At 49.4% G+C, this 22,237-nt stretch carries 18 protein-coding genes and 2 tRNA genes; 12 read left to right on the top strand and 8 right to left on the bottom strand.

The genetic code is table 11. The features are described 5' to 3' along the window. The first annotated feature begins 37 nt into the window (after window positions 1–37). From miaA to mfd, 6 genes are all read left to right on the top strand, one after another. Complete coding sequence (miaA, locus tag BFO_RS01185; RefSeq protein WP_014223724.1) at window positions 38–955, top strand: tRNA (adenosine(37)-N6)-dimethylallyltransferase MiaA; 918 nt, start codon at window positions 38–40, stop codon at window positions 953–955. A 26-nt stretch (window positions 956–981) separates the two neighbouring features. Then, on the top strand, window positions 982–1,788 hold the full coding sequence (kdsA, locus tag BFO_RS01180; RefSeq protein WP_014223723.1) for a 3-deoxy-8-phosphooctulonate synthase: 807 nt from the start codon (window positions 982–984) through the stop codon (window positions 1,786–1,788). Between the two features lie 417 nt (window positions 1,789–2,205). Further along, window positions 2,206–3,093: an electron transfer flavoprotein subunit beta/FixA family protein gene (locus tag BFO_RS01175; RefSeq protein WP_041590540.1), complete on the top strand. Its 888-nt coding sequence runs from the start codon at window positions 2,206–2,208 to the stop codon at window positions 3,091–3,093. Window positions 3,094–3,360: 267 nt separating this feature from the next. Beyond that, complete coding sequence (locus BFO_RS01165) at window positions 3,361–4,380, top strand: electron transfer flavoprotein subunit alpha/FixB family protein (protein ID WP_014223720.1); 1,020 nt, start codon at window positions 3,361–3,363, stop codon at window positions 4,378–4,380. A gap of 8 nt (window positions 4,381–4,388) precedes the next feature. Next, the gene (locus BFO_RS01160; protein WP_014223719.1) at window positions 4,389–6,095 is read left to right on the top strand and encodes an acyl-CoA dehydrogenase family protein; all 1,707 of its coding nucleotides are present in this window, start codon (window positions 4,389–4,391) and stop codon (window positions 6,093–6,095) included. Between the two features lie 83 nt (window positions 6,096–6,178). Beyond that, complete coding sequence (gene mfd, locus BFO_RS01155; RefSeq protein ID WP_014223718.1) at window positions 6,179–9,526, top strand: transcription-repair coupling factor; 3,348 nt, start codon at window positions 6,179–6,181, stop codon at window positions 9,524–9,526. Between the two features lie 477 nt (window positions 9,527–10,003). Here mfd and BFO_RS01150 read toward each other — a convergent pair whose 3' ends face one another. From BFO_RS01150 to BFO_RS15920, 5 genes are all read right to left on the bottom strand, one after another. Then, a complete protein-coding gene (locus tag BFO_RS01150; protein ID WP_157755265.1) occupies window positions 10,004–11,089 on the bottom strand; it encodes a T9SS type A sorting domain-containing protein in 1,086 nt (361 codons plus the stop codon). A 224-nt stretch (window positions 11,090–11,313) separates the two neighbouring features. Next, window positions 11,314–11,399: transfer RNA gene (locus BFO_RS01145), tRNA-Leu, on the bottom strand. A 17-nt stretch (window positions 11,400–11,416) separates the two neighbouring features. Continuing rightward, window positions 11,417–11,489: transfer RNA gene (locus BFO_RS01140), tRNA-Gly, on the bottom strand. A 153-nt stretch (window positions 11,490–11,642) separates the two neighbouring features. Then, window positions 11,643–11,828 (bottom strand): hypothetical protein, encoded by a 186-nt coding sequence (locus tag BFO_RS15785; RefSeq protein ID WP_014223716.1) that lies wholly within the window; start codon window positions 11,826–11,828, stop codon window positions 11,643–11,645. 42 nt (window positions 11,829–11,870) lie between these two features. After that, window positions 11,871–12,116, bottom strand: a complete 246-nt coding sequence (locus BFO_RS15920; RefSeq protein WP_014223715.1) for a hypothetical protein — start codon at window positions 12,114–12,116, stop codon at window positions 11,871–11,873. 172 nt (window positions 12,117–12,288) lie between these two features. On the opposite strand from BFO_RS15920, the gene BFO_RS01125 reads away from it, so the two are divergent. The 4 genes from BFO_RS01125 to BFO_RS01110 all read left to right on the top strand — a co-directional run bounded on the left by BFO_RS01125 (window position 12,289) and on the right by BFO_RS01110 (window position 15,032). After that, window positions 12,289–12,825, top strand: a complete 537-nt coding sequence (locus tag BFO_RS01125; protein ID WP_014223714.1) for a GNAT family N-acetyltransferase — start codon at window positions 12,289–12,291, stop codon at window positions 12,823–12,825. 8 nt (window positions 12,826–12,833) lie between these two features. Further along, window positions 12,834–13,307, top strand: coding sequence for a DUF4494 domain-containing protein (locus BFO_RS01120; protein WP_014223713.1), 474 nt, complete (start codon window positions 12,834–12,836; stop codon window positions 13,305–13,307). Then, window positions 13,304–13,969: a YggS family pyridoxal phosphate-dependent enzyme gene (locus tag BFO_RS01115; RefSeq protein WP_014223712.1), complete on the top strand. Its 666-nt coding sequence runs from the start codon at window positions 13,304–13,306 to the stop codon at window positions 13,967–13,969. The genes BFO_RS01120 and BFO_RS01115 overlap by 4 nt, the downstream gene beginning before the upstream one ends. An 85-nt stretch (window positions 13,970–14,054) precedes the next feature. Then, window positions 14,055–15,032 carry a dihydroorotate dehydrogenase-like protein gene (locus tag BFO_RS01110; protein WP_014223711.1) on the top strand — a complete coding sequence of 326 codons (978 nt, stop codon included), beginning with the start codon at window positions 14,055–14,057 and terminating at the stop codon, window positions 15,030–15,032. Between the two features lie 92 nt (window positions 15,033–15,124). Here the strand turns inward: BFO_RS01110 and BFO_RS01105 are convergent, their stop codons facing one another. The 3 genes from BFO_RS01105 to BFO_RS01095 form a co-directional block, all read right to left on the bottom strand. Next, window positions 15,125–16,060 (bottom strand): IS1595-like element ISTfo1 family transposase, encoded by a 936-nt coding sequence (locus tag BFO_RS01105; RefSeq protein ID WP_041590537.1) that lies wholly within the window; start codon window positions 16,058–16,060, stop codon window positions 15,125–15,127. A gap of 70 nt (window positions 16,061–16,130) precedes the next feature. Then, window positions 16,131–18,611 carry an endonuclease MutS2 gene (locus BFO_RS01100; RefSeq protein WP_014223709.1) on the bottom strand — a complete coding sequence of 827 codons (2,481 nt, stop codon included), beginning with the start codon at window positions 18,609–18,611 and terminating at the stop codon, window positions 16,131–16,133. Window positions 18,612–18,634: 23 nt separating this feature from the next. After that, a complete protein-coding gene (locus BFO_RS01095; protein ID WP_014223708.1) occupies window positions 18,635–20,056 on the bottom strand; it encodes a PDZ domain-containing protein in 1,422 nt (473 codons plus the stop codon). A gap of 247 nt (window positions 20,057–20,303) precedes the next feature. Here BFO_RS01095 and BFO_RS01090 point away from each other — a divergent pair, with 247 nt between their 5' ends. Next, complete coding sequence (locus BFO_RS01090) at window positions 20,304–20,888, top strand: nucleotide exchange factor GrpE (RefSeq protein ID WP_231964125.1); 585 nt, start codon at window positions 20,304–20,306, stop codon at window positions 20,886–20,888. A 27-nt stretch (window positions 20,889–20,915) separates the two neighbouring features. Next, window positions 20,916–22,067, top strand: coding sequence for a molecular chaperone DnaJ (gene dnaJ / locus BFO_RS01085; RefSeq protein ID WP_014223706.1), 1,152 nt, complete (start codon window positions 20,916–20,918; stop codon window positions 22,065–22,067). The last annotated feature ends 170 nt before the right edge of the window (window positions 22,068–22,237 follow it).

Genomic DNA, 22,237 nt, shown 5'->3' with positions numbered 1-22,237 from the left:
ATTTTCCGTTTTCTTCTTACATTTGTACGACTGAAAAATGGGAACGTACGAACTGATTACGATCTTAGGGCCAACCGCATGCGGCAAAACAAGCTTTGCCGCAGCATTGGCCGCGGATTTGAATACTGAAATCATCAGCGCCGATTCGCGCCAGGTTTACCGTCGAATGGACATCGGGACCGGCAAAGATACGGAGGACTATACGGTCGGAAAGAAAAACATTCCGTATCATCTGATCGATCTTTGCGAACCGGGCACGAGATACAATGTCTTCCGCTATCAACACGATTTTTTCCATATATTCGATAATCTCAGACGGAAAGGTATTACCCCGATTTTGTGTGGAGGGACGGGCATGTATATCGAAGCCGTACTCAAAGGTTACAAGCTGCTCGATGTGCCGCCCAATCCGGAACTGCGCGAATCGCTCAGAGGCAAGTCGCTCCGAGAGCTTGAAACGATGCTGTCTTCGTACAAAACGCTGCATAATAAAACGGATGTAGACAGCGCCCAGCGAGCCATTCGAGCCATCGAAATCGAAGAATTTTATCAAACACAGGCGCCCGACCGGAACGAATTTACACCGATAAACAGTCTGATCATCGGTCTTAACATTGATCGCGAACAACGACGCCAACGTATCACCCGACGGCTTCATGTACGCCTCGAACACGGAATGATCGAAGAAGTGCAGTCACTTCTTGATTCGGGTATCGCACCGGACGACCTGATTTACTACGGTCTCGAATATAAATTTATCACTCTGCATCTGATCGGCAAGCTGACTTACCGCGAAATGGTCGAACAATTAGAGATAGCCATTCATCAGTTTGCCAAGCGACAAATGACCTGGTTTCGCGGTATGGAACGACGCGGATTTACGATTCACTGGATCGATCAGGCATGGTCGACGGAAGAGAAAATAACCCGATGCAAGGCGCTACTTATGGCATGAATTGACTTATTAAACATCATATCACAATGACTATTGAACGATTAACAAACTCGGAGAATTTCTTTTTATTAGCCGGTCCCTGCGTCATCGAAGGGGAAGAGATGGCATTACGTATCGCAGAAAAAATCGTCGGGATCACTCGAGAGCTTCATATACCATACGTTTTCAAAGGCTCGTATCGTAAAGCCAACCGTTCGCGCATCGATTCGTTTACGGGTATCGGCGACGAGAAAGCGCTGCGTATCCTGCGTAAGGTGGGCGAAACTTTCGACATTCCAATCGTTACGGACATCCATGAGACGTATGAAGCCGCCTTAGCCGCCAACTACGTGGATATGTTACAGATTCCCGCATTCCTCTGTCGTCAGACCGATCTGCTCGTTGCCGCGGCAAAGACCGGAAAGATCGTCAACATCAAAAAAGGACAGTTTCTTGCGCCTGAGTCAATGCGGTATGCGGCACAGAAAGTGGTGGATGCAGGCAATCCGAACGTGGTCCTTACCGAGCGCGGCACGACTTTCGGCTATACCGACTTAGTTGTCGATTTTCGCAGTATCCCCAAGATGCGGCAATACGGCTTCCCCGTGATTACGGACATCACCCACTCGTTGCAGCAGCCCAACCAAGCATCGGGCGTTTCGGGCGGGCTGCCCGAAATGATCGAGACGATCGGGAAAGCCGCCGTGGCGGTAGGTACAGATGGGTTGTTTATCGAGACGCATCCTAATCCTTCACAAGCCAAGTCGGACGCAACCAATATGCTTCCGCTCGATCTGTTGGAGGGCCTTCTGACAAAACTGGTACGGGTACGTCAAGCGGTACAGTATCCGTAAAAATAAAAAAAAGGAAAATTTTCTTTTCTCCCGCTGAGTATTCCTTTGTAACAACTTCATTTTTTGCGATTGATTAAACAGCATCCCCCAAAATGAAATGCTCTTAAAAGTTTCAGGGTTGGACTCCGGAAGACCAAAATAGCGATTAAAAACTCAATGCGAAATAATGTCTTGCCTCTTTGTGAACAGAGAACTTTACATGCGTCGAAGATATGCACAAAAACGGATCGGATGTGCATTTTCTTATTTAAAAACATTGAAATCCGAAATCATTCACTACTTTTGCAAGCGATAACGCAGAGATGAAAACAGGTCGAAACTGTTTGCAACGGGCACTTTAACATGTTTCCGAGGCTGTTCCAAAACATATAACGACTTTCTATATATTCGCAAGCGATTATTTACATAAAATAATATATACGAATGAAAATTATTGTATTGGCCAAACAAGTGCCAGACACTCGCAACGTCGGGAAAGACGCCATGAAAGAAGACGGCACGATTAATCGCGCCGTGCTCCCCGCCATCTTCAATCCGGAAGACCTCAATGCGCTGGAGCAAGCATTACGTCTCAAAGAACAACATCCGGGTACAACCGTAACGATCCTGACCATGGGGCCGGGACGTGCGGCAGAAATCATCCGCGAAGGGTTATATCGGGGAGCTGATGACGGCTATCTCCTGACCGACCGTGCTTTTGCCGGGGCGGATACGCTCGCAACATCGTACGCACTCGCCATGGCTATCCGAAAAATCGGATCGTACGATCTGATCATCGGCGGACGACAGGCTATCGACGGCGACACGGCACAGGTAGGCCCTCAGGTGGCCGAGAAACTCGGACTGACGCAAATTACGTACACCGAAGAAATTGTCAAGATCGAAAAGAACCGGATCACGGCCAAACGTAAAATACCCGGAGGCATAGAGACGGTCGAAGCGCCACTCCCCATTGTTGTAACGGTCAACGGATCGGCCGCACCGTGCAGGCCGCGTAACGCCCAATTGGTGCAGAAGTATAAACGGGCATTGGGGGCGCAGGAGAAAGCCGAGCAAACGAAAAACGGTGCAGCGCTGCCCTATGCCGAGATGTATGAGAACCGTCCGTACTTGAATATCATCGAATGGTCGGTAGCCGACGTGAACGGCGATGTGGCGCAATGCGGCTTGTCCGGCTCTCCGACGAAAGTGAAAACGGTCGAAAATATCGTTTTCCAGACGAAAGAAAATAAATCGTTTACCGAATCGGACGGTGATATCGAAGAGTTGATGAAAGAATTAATCAATAACCATACGATCGGATAAAGGGAGAGAAAAGTAGTTAGAGTAATTTAAGGTAGTAAGACAATGGCAACCAAGTCTGTTGAACAGTTAATCGTATGGCAGAAGGGGTACGAATATGTACTTAACGACACAAACTACATGAACTACACGGACTACATTAGTTACTTTAACTACTTTAGCGGCTTTAACTACATAGACTACATGGATGATATGGATTACATGGATTACATAGACTACATTCATTACATGATGACTACATTATTAAAATAAATAAGTAAATATCTGCATATGAACAACATATTTGTATATTGCGAAATAGAGGGCGGCACGATTGCCGATGTCAGCCTTGAATTGCTTACGAAAGGACGTTCGCTGGCTAATCAGTTGAACTGCGGCTTGGAGGCTGTCGTGGCGGGAAACAAGCTCGACGGGGTGGAAAAACAAGTGATGCCGTACGGCGTGGATGTGCTGCATCTGTTCGACGACGAGAGACTCGACCCGTACACCTCGCTGCCCCACACGTCGATATTGATTAAGCTCTTCGAACAGGAGAAGCCGCAGATTGCTCTTATGGGAGCAACTGTCATCGGCCGAGACCTTGGACCGCGCGTATCGTCGGCACTGACAAGCGGACTGACGGCCGACTGTACTGCGCTCGAAATCGGCAAGCACGAAGACAAAAAAGCCGGCAAGACATACGAAAATCTGCTCTACCAGATACGTCCTGCGTTCGGCGGAAATATCGTCGCGACGATTATCAATCCCGAACATCGTCCGCAGATGGCGACCGTGCGCGAAGGGGTGATGAAGAAAGAAATATTCGATGCCAACTATCAGGGCAAGGTTATCAAACACGACGTATCGCAATTCGTTTCCGAGACGGATTATGTCGTGCAGGTAATCGAACGCCATGTCGAAAAGGCGAAGCACAACCTGAAAGGCTCGCCGATTGTTGTCGCCGGCGGTTACGGCGTCGGCTCGAAAGAGAACTTCAAGCTGCTGTTCGATCTTGCCAAAGAACTGCATGCCGAAGTAGGCGCATCGCGTGCTGCCGTCGATGCGGGATTCACCGAACACGACCGTCAGGTGGGACAGACCGGCGTTACCGTACGCCCCAAACTGTATATTGCCTGCGGAATCTCCGGACAGATTCAACACATCGCGGGAATGCAGGAAAGCTCGATCATCATCTCGATCAACAGCGATCCCAACGCCCCGATCAATGCGATGGCCGACTACGTGATCACCGGCACCGTTGAAAACGTGATCCCCAAAATGATTAAATACTACAAGAAGAACAGTAAATAACGATTATCATGGCAAACTTTTATTTAGATACCCCCTCGTTGCGTCATCACTTGCATCACCCGCTGATGCGGCGGATTGTGGAATTGAAAGAACGCGAATTTAGAGATAAAGACGAATACGATTATGCGCCGATCGACTTCGACGATGCGATGGACAGCTACGAGCGCGTGCTCGAGATGGTCGGCGAGATCAGCGCCGAAGTTATTGCCCCGAATGCCGAGAGCGTTGATCGGGAAGGCCCCACGGTAGCCAACGGACGAGTAACCTACGCCCGCGGCACACAGGAGAACCTTGATGCCGTGCGTAAAGCCGGGCTGATGGGCATGGCCATGCCGCGCCGTTACGGCGGGCTGAACTTCCCCATCGTGCCTTATATCATGGCTGCCGACATTGTGTCGCGTGCCGATGCCGGATTCGAAAATCTCTGGGGATTGCAGGATTGCGCCGAAACCCTTTACGAATTTGGGAACGAAGAACAGCACAAGCGCTATATCCCCCGCGTGTGCAAAGGGGAGACGATGTCAATGGACTTGACCGAACCCGATGCCGGTAGCGACCTGCAATCGGTGATGCTCAAAGCAACGTTCGACGAGAAAGAGAACTGCTGGCGGCTGAACGGCGTGAAACGCTTTATCACTAACGGCGATTCGGACATCCACCTTGTGCTTGCTCGCTCGGAAGAAGGAACAAAAGACGGACGCGGCCTTTCGATGTTTATATACGACAAACGCAATGGAGGTGTGAACGTCCGCCGTATCGAAAATAAGATGGGTATCAAAGGATCTCCTACCTGCGAATTAGTGTTTAACAATGCGAAAGCCGAACTGTGCGGTGAGCGACGGCTCGGATTGATCAAATATGTCATGGCTCTGATGAACGGCGCCCGTCTGGGTATTATGGCACAAGCCGTAGGACTGTGCGAAGCGGCCTATCAGGAAGGATACACATATGCGCAGGAACGTCGGCAGTTCGGCAAAGCCATTTTAGACTTTCCGGCCGTCTACGAGATGGTCGCCATGATGCGTGCCCGTACCGATGCCGTACGCGCCATGCTTTATGAAACGGCACGTTTTGTCGATGTCTATAAGGCGCTGGACGACATTTCGCGCGAACGCAAACTTACGCCCGAAGAGCGCCGGGAACAGAAGAAATACGCCAAGCTGGCCGATGCGTTCACCCCGATGGGCAAAGGCATGTCGACCGAATTTGCGAACCAAAACGCCTACGATGCGATACAGATTCACGGCGGGTCGGGTTTCATGAAAGATTATGCCTGCGAACGTCTCTATCGCGACGCACGTATCACGAATATTTACGAGGGAACGACACAGCTACAGGTCGTTGCGGCCATCCGCCACGTCACCACCGGCACGTACCTGTCCATACTTCGCGAATATGAGGCGATGGAATACAAGCCCGAGCTCTTGTCGCTGAAGCAAGACCTCATCGCTATGACCGATACGTACGAGCAGTTAGTCACAAAAGTGACGGGAGCGAAAGACAACGAATACCTCGATTTCCTTGCCCGGCGCCTTGTTGAAGCAGCTACCCATTGCGTGTTCGGTTACCTGTTGCTGCAGAGCACCCATACGGACAATTCGTTTCTGTCCTCTACGCAGGTCTATCTCCGCTACGGCAAAGCGGAGATGTACAAAATCCGTTCGTTTATCGAAAATTTCAGCATCGAAGATTTGAAGGCTTACCGTAGAGAGTAAAAACAAGTGGCTATATACTTAGCCATGAGAAAGGCGTGTCGGCAATTTGCCGAGCACACGACTTTTGCCCCTGTTTTTCAAGCATGGATATTAAAGAACTACTCTCTGTTTACGCTGCTCATCCGCAAATTAACGCTATCGGATCACTGTCGGGCCGGGACGAAGCGCGGAGCGTTCTGCTTACCGGATTGAACGGTTCGGGGGGAGCCGTAGCGATCGCTTCACTCTTCAGGCAGAGAGGCGGTTGCTTCCTGTGCCTGATGAATGACCTCGAAGAGGCCGGATACTTTTATAACGACCTGATGCAACTCACGGGAGGGAAGCAGGTGTATTTCTTTCCATCGGCTTATCACCGGCATATTAAATACGGTCATACGGATGCGGCGGCCGAGATTTTGCGCACCGAGGTGCTGAGCATGCTTCAGGCAGACGAACCGTCGTTTATCATCGTTTCCTATCCGGATGCGGTAGCCGAGAAAGTACTGTCGAAAAGTGTCCTTCGAGAGAATACCCTGATGATTCATGCCGGTGAAAAGCTGGACCCGATTTTTGTGGCCGATGTGCTCGATACGTATCACTTCGAGCAGACCGATTATGTGTACGAACCGGGACAATATGCGATTCGTGGCAGTATCATGGATATCTTTTCATTTTCGAACGAATATCCGTACCGTGTCGATTTCTTCGGGAACGAAGTCGATTCGATACGGGCGTTCGATGTGGAAACCCAACTGTCGAAGGAGAAACTGAATGAGATACGGATTATTCCCGAAATAAGCCGCTACGACACGGCCAACCATCAGCTGGCCGAGTTGTTGCCTGCCGGCGCTACGCTTGTGACGCATGATATGGAGTGGTGTCGTGAACGTATCGACAGCCTTTGGGAAGAAGAGCCTGTCAACAAAGACGATGAAGGGTTTGCCGATCGCGAGGCGATGCGTCGGAAACTTGTACGGGCCGACGATTTCGTGCAAGCAACAGCGCCTCTGATGCATATCCGTTTTCATGCCCGGCCGAACGACGCATCTGCAGTCCTGCGTATCGACACTTCGCCGCAGCCGCTTTTTCAAAAGAATTTCGAGCGCGTCAGCGAAGCGTTCAAACAATATATTGCCGATGGATATACGATCTATCTGCTTAGCGACAGTGAGAAACAGATCGAACGCATCCGCGCCATTTTTGAAGACCGTGGCGAAACGATTGCTTTCACCGCGGTTAACCGTGCGTTGCACGAAGGTTTTATAGACCATTCGTTACGCTGCTGCTTCCTGACCGATCATCAGATTTTCGGACGGTTCCATAAGTACAACCTCAAGAGCGACAAGGCGCGTAGCGGGAAAATCGTCCTCTCGCTCAAAGAACTGAGCCAGTTCACTTCCGGCGACTATATCGTGCATATCGATCATGGGGTCGGACAGTTTGGCGGACTCGTGCGCACCGAGGTGAATGGTAGGATACAGGAAGCCGTCAAGCTGATTTACCGTAATAACGATATCCTCTTCGTCAGCATTCATGCGCTTCACAAACTGTCGAAATACAAAGGAAAAGACGGCGAAGCGCCGGCACTGAACAAGCTGGGCAGCGGTGCATGGGAAAAGATGAAAGACCGCACGAAGAAGAAAGTCAAAGATATCGCCCGCGACTTGATCAAACTCTATGCGCAACGTCGACAGGAGAAAGGCTATGCGTTCGGTCCTGACAGCTTCATGCAGGATGAGCTTGAAGCCGGGTTTATCTACGAAGATACGCCCGATCAGATGAGGGCGACGGCCGACGTCAAAGCCGATATGGAGCGCGAACGGCCGATGGACCGGCTGATTTGCGGCGATGTCGGTTTCGGCAAGACGGAGGTCGCGATCCGTGCGGCCTTCAAAGCCGTTGCAGACAATAAGCAGGTGGCTGTGCTCGTGCCTACGACGGTGCTGGCTTTTCAGCACTATCAGACGTTCAGCCGGCGACTGAAGGATTTTCCCTGCACCATCGATTATATCAGTCGTGCACGGACGACCGGCGAGATTAAAAAGACGCTGGCCCGGCTGGCGTCGGGCGAGTTGAATATCCTTATCGGCACGCACCGGTTAGTGAGCAAAGATGTTAAGTTCAAAGACCTCGGGCTGCTGATTATCGATGAGGAGCAAAAGTTCGGCGTGTCGGTCAAAGAGAAGCTGCGCCAGCTGCGAACGAATGTCGACACGCTCACCCTCACGGCCACGCCCATTCCCCGTACACTTCAGTTCTCGCTTATGGGGGCGCGCGACCTGAGCAATATCACGACCCCTCCGCCGAACCGTTACCCGATTCAGACGGAGATCGAACGTTTTCATGCGGACATCATCCGCGAGGCGATCGAGTTTGAAATGAGTCGCAACGGACAGACGTTCATCATCAATAACCGCATCCAGAACATCTATGAGATTGAGGCGCTTGTACGCCGCGAAATACCCGGCGTGCGTGTGGCTGTCGGACACGGACAGATGGAACCCGAAAAGCTGGAACGGATCATTCTCGATTTCGTAAATTACGAGTACGACGTGCTGATCGCCACGACTATCATCGAGAATGGCATCGACGTGCCGAACGCCAATACGATCATCGTCAATAATGCCCATCAGTTCGGGCTTTCGGAGCTGCATCAGTTGCGCGGACGTGTGGGGCGAGGGAATCGCAAGGCGTTCTGTTACCTGCTTGCTCCTCCGCTCTCAACGCTGCCTCCCGAGTCGCGCCGCCGCCTGCAGGCCATCGAAAGCTTCGCCGAGCTGGGAAGCGGCATGCACATCGCCATGCAAGACCTCGACATCCGCGGGGCAGGGAATATGCTGGGGGCCGAACAGAGCGGCTTTATCGCCGATCTGGGCTATGAGACGTATCAGAAGATTCTGGAAGAAGCCGTCGACGAGCTGAAGGCGGATGAGTTTGCTGAGTTGTATGCGTCCGACCCTCAGGAAAACAACGGCGACCGGTATGTTCGTGAAACGTTTGTCGAGAGTGATCTCGCCCTGATGTTTCCGCCGACGTATATTCCCAACGACTCGGAACGCGTCGGTATTTACCGCGAGCTCGACTCGATCGAGAACGAGGAAAAACTGGCCGGTTTTGTCTCTTCGCTGCAAGACCGCTTCGGACGGATACCGACCGAAGGCGAGGAACTGATACGTGTTGTCGGGCTGCGATGGACAGCCCGTCGATTGGGGATCGAGAAAATCATCCTGAAAAAGGGCATGATGGCGCTCTATCTGCCGACCGACAGGGACAGTCCTTACTACCAAAGTCGTGCATTCGGTAAGCTGTTAGGCTACGTGCAACGCTATCCGCGTATATGCAACCTGCGCGAACAAAACGGGAGAAGGAGCGTGATCATCAAAAACGTTACGAACGTGGCCGCTGCCGTCCGATGCCTGAACGAGATGGAAAGCATCGTGCCTGAAGAATGAATAAACCCAGATTCCGCAATAGAAGAAATAAGAATGAATTTAATTCAGGCTTTCAGCCCTCCGAACAAGGTCCGGATGTCGATCCCCCACCCTTGCGGGATGGGGCTGAAATAATTCGGGCTTTCAGCCCTCGTAAACCCCGCAGAGGCGGTGAGTTGTTGAATTGTTGAGATGTTGATTTGTTGGCTCTGCTGATTGCTGAATGCTGACTGCTGATTGCAGAAAGAGCCCTGAAAGGGCAAGATAATTCAGCCCAATGCGAAGCGTTGGGGGAAAAGGCATCGCATCCCGGCGGAGGGCTGTAAGCCTGACGTAACCATTGTCGTGCATTCGTACGTCCATGATTAATGGTAAACGCCGAACAGTGTATCGCGTAATTTGGGATAAAGAAAGGTAACGACTTTATGAATTTACGCCCGTTACAGAAGGGAAGACCTTCCGCAACGGGCGTAAAAGTATAAGTTTCGCGTTGTGGATTTACCTTACGACGATTTTATGTCCCTGTCTGCCGACAACGACAATATAAAGCCCTTTGGGTAGAGGAATCCGATTAATGCCGGCGGCCATACGTCGCTGTTCGACTAATTGTCCTCCGAACGTATAGACAGCTACGAGAGCAGGCTGTTCGTTTTCGATTACGACGCTGCCCTCTGCCGCATAGACCTTGCCCGGTTTCTCGATCACGAGGTTCGAGTGCGGATTTCCGGCTTTGTAGGAATAGGCATATTCGTCATGCCTCAGTTTTTTCCACTTCGTCTCACCTTTTTCTTTCAGATAGGTAATCTCTTTAGACAGATAGCCCTTCTTCTGGAAAAAATAATCTGTTTTTACCCATGCGTCCGGCGCTCCCCAAATCATTTTTCCACGGTGATAATACCGCAATTCAGTATAACCGCCATCGAAATAAGAATAATAGAAATCGCCTACCCGGTATCGGTTACCTACTGAGTCGACAACATATTCATCCTTTGCTTTCAGAAACTTCAGTTTTGACAGCCGACCTTTTTTGTCAAAGATGTATTCGATGGAATCATTGGAGATATATCCGCTGTCGGTCATTACGTATGTATACGTAATAATTTTATCAAGCGATGTAGAACCTCCCTTCAATTTGTGTTTTTTATGTTTTAACAACCGTCCGTCTTCACCGTATTCGTATTCGTCAATCAGATCCTCCTTCGGTGCTGTGATATAAACACCTGTAACCGGATCTTTATGTCCCGGATAATAGCTCGACAAGGAAAGCAGCCGGCCTTTATCCGAATATTTTGAGATATACGAAGTGATCATTCCCGTTGCTGAAAAAATATAGGCCGTATCGATCAAAAGATTTTTATTGAATTTTTTAATGGAAACGGTTAGGGGATACGGTGGATCCACAATCCCTACATATTCTTTTATACGCATCGTGTCCGCTAAAATTCTCGGTTGTCCTAATTTGGGATTTAAGGGATGGCTGGGGCCTTCAGGTGATTCACCGAAACCATGTATGGTTTGTGCAAATAAGGAAGGAACCAGATATAACAGACATATCGTGATGGATAGTCGTTTTATTCGTTTCATTAGATTCATTTGATAAAATAACTTTTTCATTTTATTATAATTTAAAAATTTAACGAAGCAAAAGTAAGGATTAAAACGATTGCTTTGCTTTGGTAAAAGTTAAAAAATAACAATAAGATTCCATTCGCTTAAACCTTGCTTTACTGTGCGGATGAAAATATTTGTAGTGTGAAGGAAGTATTCTTTGGCGAAGAAAAAGAGTTTCTCGGTAGGGTAGGGGGGGGTACTCGAAGCGGGACTTGAACCCGCACAGCCATTACTGGCCAAGGGATTTTAAGTCCCTCGTGTCTACCAATTCCACCATTCGAGCCAACGATTTTTTTCGTGAGCGGAAGACGGGATTCGAACCCGCGACCCCAACCTTGGCAAGGTTGTGCTCTACCAACTGAGCTACTTCCGCGTTATCTTCTTTTAGACTTCCGTAAACTGAGCTACTTCCGCGTTATTTTTTTTGCTTTTGCAGTCTGTTCGGTTTTGCATTCGTCTTGCCAAGGTTGTAACCATTTATCTTTTTTGGGCAAGGTTGTGCTCTACCAACTGAGCTACTTCCGCGTTATTTTTTTTGCTTTTGCAGTCTGCCGGTGTTGCTTTTTCCTTGCCAAGGTTGTAACCATTTATCTTTTTGGGCAAGGTTGTGCTCTACCAACTGAGCTACTTCCGCGTTATTTTTTTTGCATTCGCAGTCTGCCGGTGTTGCTTTTTCCTTGCCAAGGTTGTAACCATTTATCTTTTTGGGCAAGGTTGTGCTCTACCAACTGAGCTACTTCCGCGTTATCTTCTTTTAGACTTCCGTAAACTGAGTTACTTCCGCGTTGTTTTCTTTTGCAGTCTGCCGGTTTTTGCATTCGTCTTGCCAAGGTTGTGACCTTTTATCTTCTGGGGCAAGGTTGTGCTCTACCAACTGAGCTACTTCCGCGTTGTTGCTACTTCTGCGAAATACGGTTGCAAAGATAGATGAAATTTTTGTTCTGCCCAAAAAGAAAAAAGATTCATCTTCGAAATATTCCGTTCTTATGCACTCAATCATCCGAAAAAGTTTCTTCTCAAGCTGCGCCGATAATTGTCAGTCAGGTATAAAAGCAGCTTCCCGATACGGTTCATAATTTATACGGGAAACGCTTTGCCACTCCGAAAATAAATCATAGTTTTGTCACGAAAATCAACTGCAGGTTCGTGACGCGAAAGAGCCTGAAAAAACGATGGAAAAGATAAAATTGAATAAAACAACGGAGCTTCGACCGCTTCAACAATCGGATGTCTCGGATATCTTTCATGCGATTGATACGCAGCGCGAATATATGCGTAAATGGTTGCCGTTTGTCGAAAGGACGCACAGCATCGAAGATACATTGAAAATTGTGCGGGCGGCTGTCAATGATGCGGATCGCGGAGATTATACGTTTGTGATCGTGTGTGAGGGCCGGTTTGCCGGTTTGATCGGGTTTAAAGATACCGATAGAGACAACTGTAAGACAGAGATCGGCTATTGGCTTTGTGAGGAATATCAAGGGCAAGGACTGATGACGCTTGCCGTGAAGGCACTGTGTGATTTAGCCTTCGGAAAATTGAAGATCAACCGTATACAGATCAAATGCGCTGTCGGCAATACGCGCAGCAAACGCATCCCTTTGCGATTGGGTTTTAGGTATGAGGGAAACGAACGCGATGGGGAACGCATGGCCGACGGCCGGTTTACGGATTTGGATATTTACAGTAAGTTACGAACAGAAAAATAGAAGAATGAATGAACTGGTTTGAGTGCAAAGTGTCGTATGATAAGGCGATGGAAGGGGGGATGCAGAAGAAAGTGACGGAACCTTATTTGGTAGATGCCATGTCGTTTACCGAGGCCGAAGCCCGTATCATTGAGGAGATTCGTCCGTATATATCGGGTGAGTTTACCGTAGCCGATATTAAGCGGGCACGGTTGAGCGAGATCTTCTATAACCCTCAGGGAGACCGTTATTATAAGGCTAAAGTATGCTATATTACGCTCGACGAGAAGAGCGGAGCGGAGAAGAAAACAGCCGTGCAGATGCTGGCGCAAGCCTCGTCGGTCAGAGAGGCGATCGAGGTCATCGACGAAGGGATGAAAGGCACGATGGCGGATTATGAGATCGCTTCGGTGGCGGAAAGTCCGTTGATCGATGTGTTTCCGTTCTCCGAAGATGCAAAGGAGAGGCAGGCTGTGATGCTCAAACAAGACGTTGAGGGATGAAAATTGCAGACCGTTTGGTGAGTATCCGGCAGACGATTCCGGCAGACGTTACGCTTGTAGCCGTTTCCAAATTTCATCCGGTCGATGCGTTGCGGGAGGCTTACGACTGCGGACAGCGCGTGTTCGGCGAGAGCCGGGTACAGGAACTGATGACGAAGCAGCCGGTGTTACCCGCCGACATCGAATGGCATTTTATCGGAACGTTGCAAACGAACAAGGTCAAATACATCGCACCGTTTATTCATGTGATTCAGAGCATCGACTCCCTGAAGTTGCTGGCCGCCGTGGATAGAGAAGCGAAGAAATGCGGTCGCCGGATTCGGATACTGATCGAGGTGCATATTGCGGAAGAGGCTTCGAAACACGGATTTACTCCGGACGAGTGCAGGGAGTTGTTTGCGGGAGATACGTTGAACGCCTACTCGCATATCCGGGTGGTCGGGCTTATGGGAATGGCTACCTTCACAGACGATGAGACGCAGGTGCGTCGCGAATTTCACAAACTTCGTTCGCTGTTTGAAGAATTGCGCGCCTTGCCTTCTATGGGAGATGATTTCAAGGAACTGTCGATGGGGATGAGCGATGATTATCCTCTTGCTTTGGAAGAAGGGAGTACGATGGTACGCCTGGGTACGAAGATATTCGGTAACCGCATGTATTAACTCCCCTGTTCCGTCATTTTACAGGCGGAATACGGGATGTATCAAAAAAATATTTAATTTTGTCGTTCGAGAAAAAGAAAAGAATATGATCCGTACAGAAACGAAATACGCGGGGCTGACGTTGAGGAATCCGCTGATTATAGGAAGTTCGGGGCTTACGAGCAAGGTAGAACGAAACAAAAGCTTTGAAGAGGCGGGCGCCGGAGCGATTGTGCTCAAATCCATGTTTGAAGAACAGATCGAAGCACAAAGCGACGTATTAATGCAAGAGGCGGCTGACTATCCGGAAGCGGTGGATTATGTGCGTCACTATGTCAAAGCTAATCAGAGTGAAGAATATTTGACCCTGATTCGTGAGACGAAGGCGCAATGTACGATTCCGATCATTGCCAGTGTGAATTGTTACAAGGCCGATACCTGGGTGGATTTTGCCCGTCAGATCGAAGCAGCCGGAGCCGATGCGCTGGAGCTGAATGTGTTTTACCTCTGCACCGACTTGTACGCCACAGGACAGGAAGTGGTTAACGTTTATACCTCTATCCTCAAGAAGGTAAAGGAACAAGTCTCTATTCCGGTGATTATGAAGATCGGGAAAGGCTTCAGTAACATTCCCGCGGTGGTGAATTTGCTGAAAGGTCACGGAGCCGACGGAGTTGTGCTGTTCAACCGTTACTATCAGCCCGATATTGATATCCATTCATGCCGAATTACATCCGGGCAAGTGTTTAGCAGCCATTCCGACCTGAGCGACACACTCCGCTGGACGGCGCTTGTCTCAGGCATTCTTCCGGATGTTTCGTTGGCGGCATCGACCGGTGTGCATGAGTGGAAAGACGTCATCAAATGTATCCTTGCGGGAGCGTCGGCCGTGCAACTATGTACTACCGTCTACAAAAACGGCATGGAGATCGTTACACAAATGCTTACCTGCCTCGAAGAATGGATGGCGCAGCAAAAATATCAGTCGATCGACGAATTTAAGGGACGATTGAGTTTCTCGAAAGCCCCGAACGCATCGATGTATGAACGTACACAGTTCATGAAATACTTCGGTTCTGTGTAAAACCGAACCCGGAAAAGGGGAATGGTATTATGCTACCGGACGGTCCGGTAGACAGGCCGTTCCTTTACTTTTTACAATAAAAAATAATATGATTATCCGTATTTATACCTAAACTCATTTTTATAGGTTACGCAAGCTACGAGCAATCTTCCAAAGAGGGCTTCTCCCCAGTATCTTCGATTAAACTTATAACAGAATTCATCGAGATAATTTTGTAAGAATTCGGGCTTGATGTCATGGAACGTATTTATCAACTGTCTCTTGGCATTGCTGATGGCGATATGAACCCAAGGCAAGGCTTCCCCCACCTTCTCTTTGGGAATCACCTGAGAGTTGTGTCTAGGTACAAAGTCTTTCAATTCCACATAAGAGGTAGAATGATCCGTGTCGATTTGATTAGCTCCGGAAGCTAACTGCTGAACCGCTGCATTAATGGTCTCTTTTTTCAAGTCATCGATTACTTTCATTTTCAAATAGCCGACTCTTCGTGGTTTTTGACCGGTTTTCGGAAATTCAACCATTTCACTTTCTGCCATAACTAAAACTTTGCTTTTCTTTTGACTGCCACGTCCACGCTTCAAGGGTTTATCTTTTTCCTCTTGACTCATCTCTGTGGAAAAATAACCTTCATCCAATTCTATACAACCTGCAAGGACATATTCATCATCTCTTTTACCCATGGCCTCGCGAAGTTTGTGAACCATATGCCAAATAGGATGATAACGATTATGTCCCAATTGACGTTGGATTTCTTTGGCCGAAAATGTCTTTTTCGTTGACGTGAGCAGATGCATGGCTATAAACCAATAACGAAAAGGAAGTTTCGATTTATGCATTACCGTTCCACTTTTTAGCGTGGTGCGCGTTTTGCAGTGTTTGCATTCATATTGCTCCTTGTCTTTTTTCCAATAATGATCCGTGCCTCCGCATTTGGAACAAACAACTCCTACTTGGTCGCGATATGCCTTAAACTTTTGCTTGCAGCTTTCTTCGTCTGGAAAGTGAGATAAAAAATCGATCAGTGTCATTGCCTTATTTTTTTTGCAAAGATAATTATTTCTGGGCAAATATACGGATATTCATTAAAAATAAATAGCTTTATTCCAAGTCAATAACGGTGATCCCGGCGCCTCCGAACTGCACGTGTTCGTCCTGAAAACGTTGGATGCCGGGTACGGTCGAGAGGTATTGGCGGATGAGTTGGCGAAGAATGCCGTTGCCTGTTCCGTGCAGGATGCGCACGCGTGAGACACCGATCTGAATAGCATCGTCGACAAAATACGTAACGGCCTGCAAGGCTTCGTTGCCGCGCATGCCCCGTACATCGATCTCCTGCTTGAAATGCAGCTTTTTCTCGTGCATCGCATCGGCCGTTTGCGCACTGACAAACGTATGATTGCGTACTTCTTTTTTCAGCTGGCTGCGGCTGACCAGTTCGAGCTGATCGGTTTTTACCGTGCTCTTAATCATTCCGAAGGCTACGACGGCCTGCTTCCCTTGCAACTCGATCACGGTGCCTGTGGTTGTCTGCCCTTTCAGGCGGACGGTATCGCCTACCGCCAGTTTTTTCTCTTCGGGCGCCGGCATCACCTTCGGTTCGGTGACGGCTTCGGGTTGTTTGCGACGTGCCTGCCGTTCGCGCAATTTCTCCATCTTCCGGGCAATGCGTGCGTCGTCTTCCTGTGTTTGATGCACCGTTTCCTTAAATTCGCTCAGTGCCTGACGGGCGATGCGTGTGCGTTCTTTCTCGGCCTGCGCTTCTTTGATTTCGCGGATCGTCTGTTCAATCTTCGCATTGGCTTCGCGGATGATTTGCTGCGCTTCGTTTTTAGCCGTCTGTACGATTTCCTTGCGCTGGCGATTCACGGCATCGAGGTCTTTCTCGTAGCGTGCCGTCAGTTCTTCGAGGCGTTTCTCCTGCCGGCGGATATGCTGGCGTTTATTCTCCCAGTATCGTTTGTCACGCACGATGTCCTGCAGATACTTATCCATATCGATGTAGTCGCTGCCCACCTTTTCCGACGCTTCGGCGATCACCTCTTCGGGCAATCCGATTTTACGGGCGATCTCGACGGCAAACGAGCTGCCGGGATGGCCGATCGAGAGCTTGAAAAGCGGCTGCATCAGGTGGCGATCGTATAGCATGGCGCCGTTGAGCACGCCCTCGTGGTCTTCGGCATACTGCTTGAGGTTTTGATAATGCGTTGTGATGATGCCGAACATTTCCTTGCGGTTGAAACGTTCGAGCAAGGCTTCGGCCAGCGCACCGCCCATGAGCGGTTCCGTGCCGCTGCCGAACTCGTCGATAAGCAACAGTGTACGCTCGTTGCCGTGCCGAACGAAGTATTTCATGTTCGTCAGATGCGAACTGTAGGTGCTCAGATCGTTCTCGATGCTCTGCTCGTCGCCGATATCGATAAACAGACGCTCGAAGATTCCGGCTTTCGACTGTTCGTGAAGCGGGATCAATATGCCGCATTGAAGCATGTATTGCAGCAGGCCGACCGTTTTCAGACAGACCGATTTACCGCCGGCGTTAGGGCCGGAAATGATCAGCAGGCGTCCTGTTTGGTCTAGCGTAATATCGAGCGGGACGACCGGCTTGCCCTGTCGCCGGTGCGAGAGTAAGAGCAGCGGATGCACGGCCTCGCGCCAGTCGAGTAGCGGCCGGTCGGTCAGTGCCGGCTTGATGGCCTGAATTTGTCCGGCAAAAATTGCCTTCGCGCGGATAAAATCCATTGTAGCCAGAAAAGCGTACGATTGCAACATGTCCGGTATCTGCGGACGGATGAGGTCCGTAAATTCCGTCAGAATCCGTACAATCTCGCGTCGTTCTTCGCTTTCTAACTCGCGGATGCGGTTATTCGCTTCCACGATGGCTTCCGGCTCGATGAAAACCGTCTTGCCCGTTGCCGACTCGTCGTGCACGATGCCCCGGATTCTCCGCTTGAAAGCCGGCGTCACAGGGATCACTAATCGTCCGTCGCGCATCGCCGGCGTCACATCCTTGTCGACAAATCCTTCCGACTGTGCTGAGCGCAGAATCGATTGCAGGTTACGCGAGATGCTGCCCGTCGTGGCGATCTTCTCCCGGCGTATGCGGGCAAGCTCTGCCGATGCGCTGTCTTTCATCTGCCCGTACCGGTCGAGCATGCCGTCGATCTGCCGGACAAGGGCGGGGAAAACCGGGACGCCGGCCGCCAGTGCCGCCAATGCCGGATAGTTCATTTCTTCGTCGTCATCTGCCGCTGCAAAAAAGGCGGCGATGTCGCCAATCGTTTGCAGGGAGCGTTTCAGGTCGAACAGTTCCGCCTCTTCGATAAACGTCCCTTCGGGTCGGATACGGTTCAATGCCCGGCGTACGTCGATGAAGTAGTTTGCGGGGAACGGACGTTCCCCCTGTAAGATACGAACAAATTCATCGGTTTGCTCAAGTCGTTCCGATACGGTGGCCATGTCGGCCGAAAACCGGATCTCTTCCGCCAATTCTTTGCCCAACGGGCTCAGGCACTGTGCACCGATCAGCCCGCGAATCTTATCGAAACCGAGCTTATGCTCGAAATTCTCCGGATAGGTCACGAGTCCCTTCGCTGTTCGATCAATCAGTTCAGCTCGATGGTTTTCTCCGAATGAAACTCCGGACGGATCGTATATTCGAGCTTTTCTGTGCCACGACGCAGCTGGAATGTACATACATTCGTGCTTGAGGGGTTCACGTACGGCGCAAAATAATAAAGGTAAGAGAAGGCGGTCATGTTTTTGTCGTTTGCAAATGTTTTGGCGATCTGCGTATAGTTGAATTTATCCCAGAACATGCAGTTCGGAAAACCGTTGGCATTCGTAAAGCGCGTACCGCTGTCGCGATATTTCAGGGTGTTGGTGATAAATTGGCGATAAGCTGCCGTAAATTCGTCTGCCGTATGGTCCATCCGTTTTCCTTCGATCCGGTCGATGAGGTCGCCTTTTTGGATGCCGGCTTTCGAAGCCGGAGAGCCGTAATCTACATCGACCACCCGATTCAACTGATAGATACTGTAACGAATACCGGTATAGTTGTAATTCTTCTTTGTCAGGATAAACTGCGCGTTACGCTGATATTTCACATACGGAAACTGCATACTCATCAACGGGATATGAATCGCAGCATATTCTTCGATCGCGTAGGGACTGCTCATCAGCTCATTTGCCTCGCACTCCCACAGCACACGTCCCGGAATGTGACGCTGGTCAATGAAACGAATACCGAGTTGCAACACATATTCGGCCTCCGATTCGGGAGTATTTGCATTGTAAAAAGGAAACTGTGTCACTTTGTCGCGTGTAATGTCATAACGGAATACAGGCGCCTGTTCTTCCGTCTCTTTGCTTTTCTTTTTGAAGTTCGGGTTTTTGTCGAACGTATAATACGTATGAATCAGAAAATCGGGATCGAGGGTGTTCTGTTGCAGTCCTTTTTTCGTCAGTTCCGATTTCAGCGTTTCATTGATGATCGATTCGATTTTCGAGACCGTATGATCTTCTACATCGTTAAAATTAAATGTCTTAAATTGAGAAAACTCGATCGCATCATCCGTTGTTTTTGTCGTAAACGGACAGACAAACAGACGATCGTGCGTATTTTCGACACTATACATCGAGAATGCCGTTGCCAATTGATCTTCCCCTAAGGCTGTGGTCGAATAACATTCTTTTTCGAGAGTTACGGGGTGTGCCTGATTCGCAAAATTACGGATCACCAACTTGATTTCGCGGGTATCCATATCCGTGATCAACGAATCCACATCATCTAGCGTAATCTCATCGATCCGCATTCCGTTGATGCCTTCGATAATATCATTCTGTTTCAGACCAGCCTTCTCGGCAGGCGAATTGGGATATACTTTCATGATGACCGGCCTGTCTTTTCCCCAATTCTTGTTACTGCTAAACTCATAGCTGAATCCCAAACGACAGCTTACATCGTCTTGTGCTGGAGAGGTGAGGACATGACAGGCAAAAAGAGCCAAACAATAAAACTTCTTCATAAGTATAATGTATTGAATATGTACTGACAGTGTTTGCCACTGTTTATTTTAATCGCACAAAGGTAAAGATATTTTTTTTCAAACGAAGGGCTTGGCAATATATTTGATCATAATTAAAGATAAAAGCCATGCAGGCAGTACGATGGTACATGGTGCCATCGGTGCTCCGGCATGGGGTTAAAGAGTGTAATTCAATAGATATAAACTAAATATAGTAGAGATGAAGAAGCAAACACAGGCAGAGAAAATGCAATGTGAGAACGGTTCGGAGGTGACAAAAGAGCAGGAAACCACTGCAAATACGTCAGAAAAAGACGATGCGACTGACAATGTGACGGGAGCAGAGGGTGCTGCGCCCGGCAAAGAAATATCGAAAGAAAATGAGTCTGCCGATTTTGAAACGAAATATAACGAGCTGAATGATTCGCATCTGCGTTTGAGAGCTGAATTCGATAATTACCGCAAACGTACCTTACGTGAAAAAGCCGATCTGATTAAGATGGGAGGCGAAACGGCATTGACGGGCCTGCTTCCTGTTGTCGACGACTTTGAGCGGGCGCTCGACACAGTGAAAAATACGGAGGAAGCAGGTGCTGCCGTTGCCGAAGGAGTGGAGCTGATCTATAACAAGTTCATGACCTATCTGGCTCAGCAGGGCGTGAAACCGATCGAGGCCGTCGGACAGCCGTTCGATACGGAACTGTTCGAAGCGGTTGCCACGATTCCAGCCTCCGACGAAGCGCAGAAAGGCAAGGTAGTGGACTGTGTACAACGGGGATATACATTGTATGATAAAGTCATCCGACATGCCAAAGTCGTGGTTGGAGAATAATAAGAGCAGACATAAAGATTAAAGGAAGTGGCAAAACGAGACTATTACGAGGTATTGGGCATAAGTAAAGATGCGACGGCCGACGAGATCAAGAAAGCGTACCGGCAGAAAGCGATCCAGTTTCATCCCGATCGCAATCCGGGCGACAAGGACGCTGAAGAGAAATTTAAGGAAGCGGCCGAGGCATACGATGTGTTGAGCAATGAGGAAAAACGGCAGCGTTACGACCGGCTTGGACATGCAGGGGTCGGCAGTTCGGCAGCAAGTGGTGGATTCGGAGGCGGCGGGATGTCGATGGAAGATATCTTCTCGCAGTTCGGCGACTTGTTTGGCGGGCATTTCGGCGGGTTCGGCGGATTTGGTTCGTCGTCGTCTCGTTCTCGTGCCGTACAACGCGGCTCCGACCTGCGTGTGAGGGTCAAACTGACCCTGAAAGAGATTGCGACCGGGGTAGAAAAGAAAATCAAAGTCAAGAAGTATGTGCCGTGTTCGTATTGTCATGGCAGTGGCGCGGCCGACAGTCAGGCGATCTCGACCTGCTCAACGTGCCACGGCAGCGGCTTCGTCACGCGGGTGGCCAGCACGTTTCTCGGTCAGATGCAGACCCAGTCGACCTGTCCGACTTGCGGAGGCACGGGCGAAACGATTACGCGTAAATGTGCGCACTGCAACGGCGAAGGAGTTACACGCGCCGAAGAAGTCATCACGTTGAATATCCCGGCGGGAGTCGGTGAAGGCATGCAACTGTCGATGAGCGGTAAGGGAAACGCCGCACGACGGGGCGGAATAAACGGCGACTTGTTGGTTGTCATCGAGGAGGAACGTCATCCGGAGCTGATTCGCGATGAGAACGATCTGGTATATAACCTTCTGCTGACTATTCCACAAGCTGCTTTGGGCGACTCGGTCGAAGTGCCCACGGTAGACGGGCGAGTGAAAGTAAAAATTGAACCGGGCACACAACCGGGCAAGGTGCTTCGCCTGCGAAACAAAGGCCTTCCTTCTGTAAACAGCTATGGGACAGGTGACTTGTTGATTAATATCAGTGTCTATATCCCCGAAAAGCTTACGGAAACGGAAAAAAGCAAAATCAAAGAATTAGCCGGCGCGGAGAATTTTCAACCTTCACCGTCTATCAAAAACCGGATATTTAATAAGTTCCGTGACCTGCTCGATTGATTGACCGAAAAGGCGGGAACACAAATTCCGGGTACACGATTCGGCATGCACCGCGCATAACCATTGCCGACAATTAAATCAGCACTTTAACAACGGAAAAAAGAGGGGGGATGTCGTTTTGACATCCCCCCTCTCTCCATTAAACACCTGACAGTTTCTGGCCTTTCACA

This window comes from Tannerella forsythia 92A2, assembly GCF_000238215.1.
Taxonomy (GTDB): Bacteria; Bacteroidota; Bacteroidia; order Bacteroidales; family Tannerellaceae; genus Tannerella; species Tannerella forsythia.
This window is presented reverse-complemented; position numbering and strand designations above follow the sequence as displayed.